Below are 11,496 nucleotides of genomic sequence, written 5' to 3'. Positions count from 1 at the left end.
CATGACCGACGTCAGCACCGGCGCTCTGCCGCAGAGTGACGCAGTCGACGCGCGCCCGGCCGCCGGTCTGACCTTGCTCCTCAAGCACGCCGAGCAGGTCGTCAAGCAGCGCCTCCAGCCGCTGCTCGACGAGGTCGACCTGACCCTCGACCACTGGCGGATCATGTCCGTGCTGCTCGTGCAGCCCGGCCTGACGATGACGACGATCGCGGATTCGGCCGTCGTGCCCGCCGCGACGCTGACGCGCCTGGTCGACCGTCTCGCCGAGCAGGCGATCATCGTGCGGCGCATCGACGCGGCCGACAAGCGTCGCGCCGTCGTGGCCCTCTCCCCACGCGGTCAGACCCTCGCACGTCGGCTTCGTGCTGCCGAGCAGTCGGTGGAGGTCGATCTGGTCTCCGCCGTCGGCACCGATCGGTCGGGCGCGCTGATGCGTGACCTGGCGGTCCTCCCCCACGTCGCGGGCTGAGCACGCCGCGGCGTTTGACTTCAAGTCCGCTTGAACATTCAGGCTCGTGGTCATGCGAGCGATCCAACTCCACGCCTTCGGCGATCCTGACCGCCTTGTCCTCGACGACCTGCCCGACCTGAGCCCCGGACCCGACCAGGTCCGGATCGCGGTGGAGTCGAGCGGAGTGCACCTCCTCGACACCAGCCTGCGCCGCGGCGAGACCGGGCCCCTCCCGCTTCCGGAGCTGCCGACGGTGCCGGGTCGTGAGGTCGCCGGCACCGTCGATGCAGTCGGTGACGCGGTCGATCCGGAGTGGCTGGGCAGGCGCGTCGTCGCGCACCTGGGTCCCGTTCCCGGCGGCTACGCGCAGCAGGCGGTGACCTCGCTCGCGAACCTGATCCCGGTTCCCGCCGGGCTCACCCTGGACGAGGCCGTTGGCCTCGTCGGCACGGGGCGAACCGCGGAGGGCATCCTGGAGCAGGCGGGTCTCTCCGCCGAGGACACCGTCCTGATCCCTGCGGCGGCGGGCGGTCTCGGGTGGCTCCTCACCCAGGCCGCACTCACGGCCGGCGCGACGGTGATCGCCGCCGCAGGCGGGCCGGAGAAGGTACGCCGCCTACGCGAGCTCGGCGCGCAGGCCGTCGACTACCACGAGCCGGACTGGGCCGCGGCGATCGGCCGCGCTGCCACGGTCGTGCTGGACGGGGTGGGTGGCGCCATCGGCCGTCGGGCGATGCACCAGCTCGCCCCGGGCGGCCGGATGCTGATGTTCGGCTACTCCTCGGGCACGCCGACCGAGGTCACGACGGCAGACCTGATCGCCCTCAACATCTCCGCGGGGTGGAACCTCGGGCCGCGGATGTTCGCCCGCCCGGGAGGCATCCGCGGGCTGGCCGAGCAGGCACTGGCGAGGGGCGCTCGTGGCGAATGGCGACCGCTCATCTCGGCGTACCCGCTCGAGGAGGCGGCGCGGGCCCACCGCGACCTGGAGGAACGGCGGACTGTCGGGAAGGTGGTGCTCCGGTCCTCGCCCGGTCAGTCCTCACCCAGCGTGGAGAACGCCACGACCCCGCGGCGCATCTGATCGGAGGCCGCACGGGCGACGTTGCGCAGCGGGGTGCCGGCGGCGGCCGAGGCGATCTGGTCGGTGAGGTCGAGCAGCTGCTTGATCCAGCGCACGAAGTCACCGGCCGCCTGACCGGTCTGCCGGAGCACGTCGTCCAGGTCGTCGCCCTCGGCCCACCGATAGGCAGCCCAGGCGAAGCCCATGTCGGGCTCGCGCAGGAACTCGAGCCCGTTCTCCTTCTCCAGCACGTCCAGCTGGGCCCACAGGTGCACCATCTCGGCGACGACCTGCTTCACCTTGTCCCCGGGCAGGCGAGGCACGGCCTGGTCGTCCGCGCGACGGCCCTCGAAGACGAGGACGGAGAGCACCGCGGCGAGCTCGGGCGGGGTGAGGTCGTCCCAGAGCCCGGCGCGCAGCGACTCTGCAGCGAGCAGGTCCATGTCGGTGTGGATCCGCATCAGCTGGCGGCCCTGGTCGGTGACCGTGGTGGTGTCCTCGTCGTCGAGCGAGAGGTAGTCCAGGCTGATCAGCACGTCGCACACCCGGTCGAACTGTCGCGCGATCGTGTTGGTGCGGGACTCGATCCGGCGCTGGAGCGTTGCGGAGTCGCGCTGCAGCTTGAACCAGCGCTCTGCCCACCGGGCGTGGTCCTCGCGGTCCGGGCAGTTGTGGCACGGGTGCTCGCGCAGCTGGCGCCGGAGCCGGTCGGCCTCGGTGAGCTCGGCCCGCGCCTCCTGCTCGCGGGCGGCCACCGACGGCCCGCGACCGGTCGGGGGCGGCGGGGTCAGGCCGTGGGTCTTCTCGCGCAGCGCGTTGACGACGTCGCGACGCATCTGCGGGTTCCGCCCGCTGAAGCCGCGCGGGATCCGCACGCTCCCGAGCGCCTTCACCGGGGTGCCGAAGTCCATCATGGCGAGCCTGCGGGCCTGACGATCGGCGGTCACGACGTAGGGACGGGGGCCCTCGGGGGTGATGCCCGGCTCGATGACGACCGCGAAGCCGGAGTACTTGCCGTTCGGCACCATGATGATGTCGCCCGGCCTCAGCTTCTCCAGCGACGCCGCTGCTTCGCTGCGACGGTCGTTGCGCCGGTCCCGCGCACCCGCCTTCTCGGCGTCGGAGATCCGGCGCCGCAACGCGGCGTACTCCATGAAGTCCCCGAGGTGGCACGTTGCGGCCTCGACGTAGCCGTCGAGCGCGTCCTCCGCCTTCTTGTGCTGGCGGGCCAGGCCGACGACTGCGCGGTCCGCCTGGAACTGTGCGAACGACGACTCGAGGAGCTCGCGGGCGGTGGCCCGCCCGAACTGCTGGACCAGGTTGACGGCCATGTTGTAGCTGGGCCGGAACGACGATCGCAGCGGGTAGGTGCGCTTCGACGCGAGGCCGGCCAGCTCCTTGGGGTTGGTCCCCTGCTGCCAGAGCACGACGCCGTGGCCCTCGACATCGAGACCACGACGGCCGGCGCGACCGGTGAGCTGGGTGTACTCCCCCGGGGTGATGTCGGCGTGGGTCTCGCCGTTCCACTTGGTCAGCTTCTCGATGACGACGGTGCGCGCGGGCATGTTGATGCCGAGGGCCAGGGTCTCGGTCGCGAAGACGGCCTTGCAGAGACCGCGCTGGAAGAGCTCCTCGACGCATTCCTTGAACGTCGGCAACATGCCGGCGTGGTGCGACGCGACACCGCGGGTGAGGCCGTCGAGGAACCCGTCGTAGCCGAGCACCTGCAGGTCGTCCGGAGGAAGGTGGCGCACCTTGGACTCCACGTAGGCGAAGATCTCGTCGCGCTCGTCCGCGGTGGTGAGCCGCAGGTTGGACTCAAGGCACTGGGTGACCGCGGCGTCGCAGCCGACACGGCTGAAGATGAAGACGATGGCTGGCAGGAGGTTGTCGCGCTGGAGGCGCTCGATGACGTCCACCCGGCTGGGCGTCCAGACGCGGCGGCCGTTGCCCACGTTCTTCTGGCCGGGCTTGCGCTTGTCGCGGGGACTACGCCGGTCACTGGTGCGCCCTGATGCCCAGTCGTCACGGGCCACCCGGAGCAGCTGCGGGTTGACCGGCGCTCCTTCGCGCACGAAGCCGGCCTTGGCATCGGCGTCGGAGTCGGCGAAGAGGTCGTGCATCTGCTTGCCGACGATCACGTGCTGGAAGAGCGGGACCGGTCGACGCTCCTCGACGATCGTGGTGATCTCGCCGCGGACCGTCTCGAGCCAGTCGCCGAACTCCTCCGCGTTGGAGACAGTCGCGCTGAGCGAGACGAGAGCGACCGACTCGGGCAGATGGATGATCACTTCCTCCCAGACCGCGCCACGCATGCGGTCGGCGAGGTAGTGGACCTCGTCCATGACGACGTAGCCGAGACCCGTGAGCGTCCGGGACCCGGCGTACAGCATGTTGCGGAGGACCTCGGTCGTCATGACGACGATGGGAGCGTCGCCGTTGACCGAGTTGTCGCCGGTGAGCAGCCCGACCTGCTCCGGCCCGTAGCGCTGGACCAGGTCGTGGAACTTCTGGTTGGACAGCGCCTTGATGGGCGCGGTGTAGAACGCCTTGCGCCCCTGGCTGAGGGCCAGGTGGATGGCGAACTCGCCCACGATGGTCTTGCCGGAGCCGGTTGGCGCGGCAACGAGTACGCCGCGTCCCTGCTCGAGCTCGTGGCAGGCGCGGACCTGGAAGTCGTCCAGCGGGAAGTCGTAGAGCTCGGCGAACTCCGCGAAGACCGGGAACTCCTGGCGCTGGCGGAAGGCGGTGTTCTGCTCTGAAGGTGTGCCCACACCCAGACCCTAGTCGGGGTGTGGGTCAGATGGCCGACGCCTCGTCGGGCGAGAGCCCGGCATAAGGATCGCGCGCTGCCCGGCGCCGGTCGTTGAACCGCGCGATCCCCTCGGAAAGCAGGAAGAGCAGCACCATCGGCACCGCGAGCGCGGTCATGGTGAACGGGTCGGTCGACGGGGTGGCAAGAGCCGCAAAGACGAAGACGCCGATGACCATCCACGCCCTGTGCTTCCCGAGCGACTCCCCCTTGACCACTCCGGCCAGGTTGAGCAGGACCACGAAGACCGGGATCTCGAACGCGATGCCAAAGACCAGCAGTGTCCGGCTGAAGAACGAGAGGTACTCGTTGAAGTCGACCAGGTTGGTGAAGTTGTCCGGGGTGAACCCGATCAGGACCTCGAGGCCCTTCGGGAGCGTCAGGTAGCCGAGCAGGACGCCGAGCAGGAAGAGCGGACCCGCGATGACGACGAAGATCGCCGTCCACTTCTTCTCCCGGCGATGCAGGCCCGGGAGGACGAACGCCCAGAACTGGTAGAGCCACAGCGGTGCGGTGAGCACGCTCGTGGCGAGCGCGGAGAGCTTGAGGTAGACCATCAGGGGCGCACCTGCGCCCTGGATGATCGGCTCGGTGGTGCCTTCCGGCAGCACCTTCTGCGCCTGCTCGTAGGGACCGAAGACGAGGTCGAGCAGCTGGTCGTGGAAGACCAGCGAGACGGCGAACCCGACGAGCCAGATCAGCGCGATCTTGACGATGCGCGCACGAAACTCACGGAAGTGGTCCGAGAGCGCCATCCGTCCGTCGGGTCCGACGGGGTGCGCGGGCGCGCCAGAGAGGAGCCGGATCAGGCCGGACCCGAACACGAGGGGAATACCTCAGCTGGCGTCGGTGGGCTTGTCGCCGTCGACGACCTCACCCTCGACGGTGGACTTCGCGTCCTTCTCGTCGTCGCGGAGACCCTTGGTCTCGGCCTTGAAGATCCGGAGGGCCTGGCCGCTGTTGCGCGCGAGATCGGGCAACTTCTTGGCGCCGAAGAGAAGGACGACGACAGCAAGGATCAGGATGAGCTCCCAGCCGCCGGGCATGTTCATCATCGGGTTCATGGTTTTCCTCAAGGAATCGGATCTGGGTGGCTTCGGCTGAATCCTACGCCTCAGGCGTAGAGCGCCCGGGCAGCGGAGGTGGCCTGACGGTACGACGCGGTGAACTCTGCGGGGGCGAGGACAGTGACGTGCGGCGTGAGACGCATCAGCAGCCGGTCGAGCCAGGCGCGGTCGGCGACGCGGAGATCAACCTCGAGCGCACCGGCTGCGCTCTCACGGGCGTCCACGACCGGGTAGTACTCCGCAACCCAGCGGGCCCGCGGCGCGAGCTGCAGGGTGACCAGCGGCTGCTCCTCGCTGGGCCGGAAGATGCCGTCACCGAGGTCGAGCGGCTCCAGGTCGTGGTCCTCCGCGGCGGTCTCGAGGACGGAAACACCGAGGACGCGGTCGAGCCGGAAGGAGCGCCGCTCCCCCGCGCTGTGGCACCAGGCATCGAGGTAGCTGACGCCCTGGTGGGAAACCACGGCGATCGGGTCGACGGTGCGCTCGGTGTCCTCGTCGCGCGCGGGCACGTGGTAGCCGAGCCGGACCTGGCGGGCGTCGCGGATGGCCTCGGCGAGCTTGGTGCGGAACGCGCTCAACTCCCGCTCGCGCGGGGGCACCTGGACGCTCGCCACGGGCGTGCCCTCCACTGCGCCTTCGAGCTTCTCGAGCGTGCTGTCGATGCTCGGGAGGACCGCCGGGTCGGCGCTGTCGCGCAGTGCACGCACCGCGACGAGCAGGGCCGAGGCCTCAGCGGTCGAGAGCCGCAACGGCTCCTGCAGGCAGTCGGCGTTGGAGATCCGGATCATGCCGTCGCCGCCGGGCTCGAGTGCGTCGAGGTCGACGTCGATCAGGTCGTCGGGGTACCAACCCGGCCAGCCGCAGAAGATCAGGACCTTGAGGTCCTTCACCAGCTGAGCGGGGCTCACGCCGAGCATGTCGGCCACCTCGTCGACGCGCATCGCGCCGCGGCGCCGGATCAGCGGCACCAGCGCCAGCAGACGGCCGACCTGGTCCTTCGCGCCCGAGCTCATGCGGCACCTCCCGCCGCAGCCACCGAGGCCGCGTCGAGCCGGGTCACGATCAGGTTGACGAGCTCGGCCGGCTCCTCGGCGTACACGCGGTCGCCGTGGGCGAGGACCTCGTCCGCCAGCGCGTGGATCGAGGACGAGGTGATGACGAAACGGTCCCAGCCAGGAGTGCCGTCGGGTCCGGTCACGTCGGCGTCCTGGGCCGCACCGGTCCGTCGCAGGTACGCCGCGGCGCCGGGGCGGATCAGCACCGTCGCCTGCACGGTGCGCGGGCCCGGGCCGAGCCGGGTGGTCAGCTCCCGGAGGTCGGTGCCCGGGGGGACGGCGTACGCGTCGCCCTTGCTCCTGCGGCTCACCGAGCCGCGCACGCGGGAGAGCCGGAACATGCGGGGCGCCCCGCGGTCGACGTCGTGGCCGACGACGTACCACCGACCGGAGTAGGAGACGACGCCCCACGGCTCGAGCAGACGCTTCGTGACCGCGCTCGAGCCGGAGCGCTGGTAGTCGAACGCGACCCGCACGCGGTCGAGCGATGCCTTCCAGAACGCGTCGAACTCCGGCTCGTCGGCCGCGACCTCGGGTGCTGGCATGTCCAGCCGGTCACGGTCGATCTCGACTCCTGCGGCGAGCAGCTTGGTCAACGCGTCGCTGGTGTGGGCGGCAAGACCGGCGTGCTGCCAGACCCGCGACGCGAGGCCGACGACTGCCGCCTCGTCCGCCGTCAGCTCGATGCCGGGCAGGGCGAAGTCGTCCGGACGGATCCGGTAGCCCGGCTCGTCCTCGAAGAACTTGTCCGCCTGGCCGGTCTCGACGGGGACACCGAGCTCGCGCAGCTCGACCTTGTCCCGCTCGAACATCCGCTCAAACGCCTCGTCCGACGCCGAGCGGTAGTCCTCGATCAGCTCGCGGATGCGTTCCTTCGAGATGTAGTGCCGCTGTGCGAGGAGCAGGATCAGCAGGTTGAGCAGCCGCTCGCTCTTGTTCACGGCCATGGTGTGGGGAGGCCCGTCAGCTGGCCGCGAGGACGTCGACGACGAAGACCAGGTCGTCGCCGCCCTTGATCTTCTCGCCGGACCCGGTCTTGCCGTAGCCGAACTCGGACGGGATCACGATGACCACGCGGCTGCCGAGCTTGACGCCGACGAGCTCCATCCAGCCCTTGACCAGGCCGGGGTACTTGAGCTCGAACGACGCGGGCGCGCCCTTCGGGTAGGAGGCATCGAAGACGTCTCCGCCGACCACCTGGCCGAGGTAGTGAACGGTGATGTTCTGACCGTTCTTCACCGCCGGGCCGTCGCCCTGGACCAGCGTGTGGAGGACCGGCTTCTTGCCGACCGGCGTCATGCCCTTGAAGTCGAACCCGGTCGGCACACCAGCTGTCTCGACCAGCTTCGGAGCGCCCGCAGCAGGCTTGACCGCCTCACCCGAAGGCTTCGTCGGGACGATCGACACGATGTCGAGAACCAGGACGAGCGTGTCGTTGTTGCCGATGCCGAGGTCGGCATTGCCGCCCTGGGATGCCAGCCCGTCCTTGGGGGCTGCGATCACCGAGACACGCGAGCCCACCTTGTGGTCGACGATCGCGGTGTAGAGCGCCGGAATGGCGAGCTGGGCCTTGCTGACCGTGAGCTGCGCCGGCTGTCCGCCGTCGTCGAACGTGCTCTCGGCCTTCGCGCCGTTGAACCCGTTGCCGATGTAGTAGTCGACGGTGACGAGGTCGCCGTCCTTCACCGTCGCGCCCTCGCCGGAGCTGATCGTCTTGAACTCCGACTTCTCGCGCTCGACAGGGGTGTTGGCGTAGGTGACCTTCGGTGCCGCGCCGAACTCTCCGGAGATCTTCACCGAGCCCTCGGACACGGGGGCCTCCTCGCCACAGGCGGTGAGGCCGAGGACGGAGAGGCACAGGACGGCCGGGATGACGGTGAGACGGCGCATGGAATTCACGGCGGCAGCCTAGCCGCAGGAACGAAACGCTCCCTACATCCCGTCGATGAGTCGCTGGACTCGTTCGTCGACAGCACGGAACGGGTCCTTGCAGAGGACCGTGCGCTGCGCCTGGTCGTTGAGCTTCAGGTGCACCCAGTCCACGGTGAAGTCGCGTCGGCGCTCCTGGGCCTTGCGGATGAAGTCCCCACGCAACTTGGCGCGCGTCTCCTGCGGCGGCACCGTCTTGGCCCGGAAGATGGTGAGGTCGTCGCTCACCCGGGCAACAGCCCCCCGCTTCTCGAGCAGGTAGTAGAGCCCGCGGTTGCGGTGGATGTCGTGATAGGCCAGATCGAGCTGCGCGATGCGCGGGTGGCCCATCGCCAGACCGTGCTTGGCGCGGTAGCGCTCGATCAGCTTCAACTTGATCACCCAGTCGATCTCGCGGTCGACCAGGTCGAAGTCCTGGGACTCGATCGCCTTGAGCCCTCGCTCCCACAGGTCGAGCGCCTTGTCGATCACAGGTGTGCGGAGCTCGCGGCGGTCGACGAAGTCGCGCGCCCGGGTGAGGTACTCGAGCTGGATGTCGAGGGCGCTGGCCTCCCGGCCGTTGGAGAGCCGGATCTTGCGGCGGCCCGTCAGGTCGTGGGAGATCTCGCGGATCGCCCGGATCGGGTTCTCCATCGTGAGGTCCCGCATCACGACGCCCTCCTCGATCATGCGCAGCACGAGGTCGCAGCTGGCCACCTTGAGCAGCGTCGTCGTCTCGGACATGTTCGAGTCACCGACGATCACGTGGAGCCGGCGGTACTTCTCGGCGTCGGCGTGCGGCTCGTCGCGGGTGTTGATGATCGGCCGGCTCCGGGTCGTGGCGCTCGAGACGCCCTCCCAGATGTGCTCGGCGCGCTGGCTCACGGAGAACGACGCGCCGCGAGGCGTCTGGATGATCTTGCCCGCGCCGACGATCACCTGCCGAGTCACGAGGAACGGGATCAGGATGTCGGCGATCCGGCTGAACTCTCCCTGGCGCCCGACGAGGTAGTTCTCGTGGCAGCCGTAGGAGTTGCCCGCTGAGTCGGTGTTGTTCTTGAACAGGTAGATGTCGCCCGCGATGCCCTCGTCGTGCAGCCGCTGCTCGGCGTCGACCAACAGCCCTTCGAGGATCCGCTCCCCCGCCTTGTCGTGGGCGACCAGGTCGGAGATGTCGTCGCACTCCGGCGTTGCGTACTCCGGGTGGGAGCCGACGTCGAGATAGAGGCGAGCGCCGTTGCGCAGGAAGACGTTGCTGCTCCGGCCCCACGAGACGACCTTGCGGAACAGGTAGCGGGCCACCTCGTCCGGACTCAGGCGACGCTGGCCCTTGAACGTGCACGTGACGCCGTACTCGTTCTCGATACCGAAGATCCGCCGGTCCATGGTGGCAACCTACTCCGCAGGCGGGGCTACCGGAGGCGCAACGGGCGGAGCAACCGGAGGTGCCGTGTGGGGCTCACCCGTGAGGGGGTGCTCCAGCGGCGGCACCGGGCCGCTCACCGTGTCGGTCGGATCGGAGGGGTCATCGGCCACGGGCGCCGACGGAAGCGAGCCCCCTGCGCCATCCTCGGGCTCCGGTTCGTCGGGCTGCTCGGGTCCGCGCGCCCCGAGCAGGTCGCCCAGGATCGGCGGGCGGATCCTGCGGAACTTGCGCGGTTGCACCCGAGTGCGGTCGAGGACCGCCACCTCGAGGTCGCCGATCGGGATCACCCGGTCGCCTCCCTCGCCCTTCTCGTTCTGGGAGTGGCCGAGGGCAGCCACCGCGAGCCTCACCGCGGCAGCGAGGCTGAGGCCCGGCTCATAACGCTCCTTGAGGTACGTCGCGACGACGTCCGCCGCGCCACCCATGACCGCGAACCCGTGCTCATCGGCCACCTGTCCGTCGTAGGTCAGGCGGTAGAGCTGGTCACCGGCGACCTCGTCCCCGATCTCGGCGACGAAGAGCTCGACCTCGTAGGGCTTCTCGCCGCCGGAGGAGAAGATCGTGCCGAGCGTCTGGGCGTAGGCGTTGGCGAGTCCGCGACCGGTCACGTCGCGCCGGTCGTAGGCGTAGCCGCGCATGTCGGCCAGCCGGACGCCGGCGATGCGGAGGTTCTCGAACTCGTTGTAGCGACCCACCGCGGCGAACGCGATGCGGTCATAGATCTCGGAGACCTTGTGCAACGCCTGGGAGGGGTTCTCCGACACGAACAGCACGCCATCGGCGTACTGCACGGCGACGACGGAGCGACCACGGGCGATGCCCTTGCGCGCGAAGTCGGCGCGGTCCTTCATCAGCTGCTCGGGCGAGACGTAGAACGGCATACTCATCGGCGGTTCTCCAGCTCTGCCGCAGGGCCGTCGGGGCGTCGCATGCGGCCGTCGATGACGCGGTCGGCGATGGTCGCGACCTCCTCGTCGGGCATGCGGTGTCCGCCCTCGGCCGTGATCACCTGGACGACGGGGAAGATGCGGCGTGTGACATCAGGACCGCCGGTCGCAGAGTCGTCGTCGGCGGCGTCGTACAGCGCCTCGATGACGGCCTCGACGACGGTGTTGGCGTTGAGGTCCTCGCGGTAGAGCTTCTTCAGCGAACCGCGGGCGAAGAGAGAGCCCGAGCCGACCGAGTGGAACGCGGTCTCCTCGTAGCGGCCACCGGTGACGTCGTAGGAGAAGATCCGGCCGCGCTGCGTGGCCAGGTCGAAGCCTGCGAAGAGCGGCACGACCGCGAGGCCCTGCATCGCCAGGCCGAGGTTGGCCCGGATCAGGGCAGCCAGCCGGTTGGACTTGCCGTCCATCGACAGCGTCGAGCCCTCGATCTTCTCGTAGTGCTCGAGCTCGGTCTGGAAGAGCCGGACCATCTCGACCGCAAGGCCCGCGGTGCCGGCGATGCCGACGCAGGAGAACTCGTCGGCCGGGAAGACCTTCTCAATGTCGCGCTGGGCGATGATGTTGCCCATGGTCGCGCGGCGGTCGCCCGCCATCACGACGCCCCCGTTGAAGGTCGCAGCGACGATCGTGGTGCCGTGCGGGGCCAGGTTGCCCGCATCGCCGGTGCCCGACGTCATCCGCCGCGAGGGCAGCAGGTCAGGCTGGTGAGCGCCGAGGAAGTCGGTGAACGACGACGTGCCGGGGGCCATGAACGAGGCGGGAAGGCC

11 protein-coding genes are annotated in these 11,496 nt (G+C 69.5%); 2 read left to right on the top strand and 9 right to left on the bottom strand.

Going from position 1 to position 11,496, the window contains the following annotated elements; genetic code table 11:
- Position 1 precedes the first annotated feature (1 nt).
- Both D4739_RS13950 and D4739_RS13945 read left to right on the top strand, forming a co-directional pair.
- Positions 2-469: a MarR family winged helix-turn-helix transcriptional regulator gene (locus D4739_RS13950; RefSeq protein ID WP_120058502.1), complete on the top strand. Its 468-nt coding sequence runs from the start codon at positions 2-4 to the stop codon at positions 467-469.
- 52 nt (positions 470-521) lie between these two features.
- Positions 522-1,535 (top strand): zinc-binding dehydrogenase, encoded by a 1,014-nt coding sequence (locus D4739_RS13945; protein ID WP_120058509.1) that lies wholly within the window; start codon positions 522-524, stop codon positions 1,533-1,535.
- Here the strand turns inward: D4739_RS13945 and D4739_RS13940 are convergent.
- The 9 genes from D4739_RS13940 to prcB are packed head-to-tail and all read right to left on the bottom strand — an operon-like array spanning position 1,487 to position 11,478.
- On the bottom strand, positions 1,487-4,288 hold the full coding sequence (locus D4739_RS13940; RefSeq protein WP_120058504.1) for a DEAD/DEAH box helicase: 2,802 nt from the start codon (positions 4,286-4,288) through the stop codon (positions 1,487-1,489). The genes D4739_RS13945 and D4739_RS13940 overlap by 49 nt on opposite strands.
- A 25-nt stretch (positions 4,289-4,313) precedes the next feature.
- Complete coding sequence (tatC, locus tag D4739_RS13935) at positions 4,314-5,150, bottom strand: twin-arginine translocase subunit TatC (RefSeq protein WP_238473436.1); 837 nt, start codon at positions 5,148-5,150, stop codon at positions 4,314-4,316.
- Positions 5,151-5,162: 12 nt separating this feature from the next.
- The gene (tatA, locus tag D4739_RS13930) at positions 5,163-5,390 is read right to left on the bottom strand and encodes a Sec-independent protein translocase subunit TatA (RefSeq protein ID WP_238473659.1); all 228 of its coding nucleotides are present in this window, start codon (positions 5,388-5,390) and stop codon (positions 5,163-5,165) included.
- A 50-nt stretch (positions 5,391-5,440) separates the two neighbouring features.
- Positions 5,441-6,406, bottom strand: a complete 966-nt coding sequence (locus D4739_RS13925; RefSeq protein ID WP_120061182.1) for a helix-turn-helix transcriptional regulator — start codon at positions 6,404-6,406, stop codon at positions 5,441-5,443.
- A complete protein-coding gene (locus D4739_RS13920; protein WP_120061181.1) occupies positions 6,403-7,395 on the bottom strand; it encodes a helix-turn-helix transcriptional regulator in 993 nt (330 codons plus the stop codon). The genes D4739_RS13925 and D4739_RS13920 overlap by 4 nt, the downstream gene beginning before the upstream one ends.
- A gap of 16 nt (positions 7,396-7,411) precedes the next feature.
- Complete coding sequence (locus D4739_RS13915; RefSeq protein ID WP_120061180.1) at positions 7,412-8,338, bottom strand: FKBP-type peptidyl-prolyl cis-trans isomerase; 927 nt, start codon at positions 8,336-8,338, stop codon at positions 7,412-7,414.
- 42 nt (positions 8,339-8,380) lie between these two features.
- Complete coding sequence (gene pafA, locus D4739_RS13910; RefSeq protein ID WP_120061179.1) at positions 8,381-9,742, bottom strand: Pup--protein ligase; 1,362 nt, start codon at positions 9,740-9,742, stop codon at positions 8,381-8,383.
- A gap of 9 nt (positions 9,743-9,751) precedes the next feature.
- Positions 9,752-10,669, bottom strand: coding sequence for a proteasome subunit alpha (gene prcA / locus D4739_RS13905; protein WP_120061178.1), 918 nt, complete (start codon positions 10,667-10,669; stop codon positions 9,752-9,754).
- Positions 10,666-11,478, bottom strand: coding sequence for a proteasome subunit beta (gene prcB, locus D4739_RS13900; RefSeq protein WP_120061914.1), 813 nt, complete (start codon positions 11,476-11,478; stop codon positions 10,666-10,668). Before prcB ends, prcA begins: the two co-directional genes overlap by 4 nt.
- Positions 11,479-11,496 lie beyond the last annotated feature (18 nt).

The organism is Nocardioides cavernaquae (assembly GCF_003600895.1).
Classification (GTDB): domain Bacteria; phylum Actinomycetota; class Actinomycetes; order Propionibacteriales; family Nocardioidaceae; genus Nocardioides; species Nocardioides cavernaquae.
Note: the sequence above shows the minus strand (reverse complement) of the source record. Positions and strands in the feature narration are given on the sequence as shown.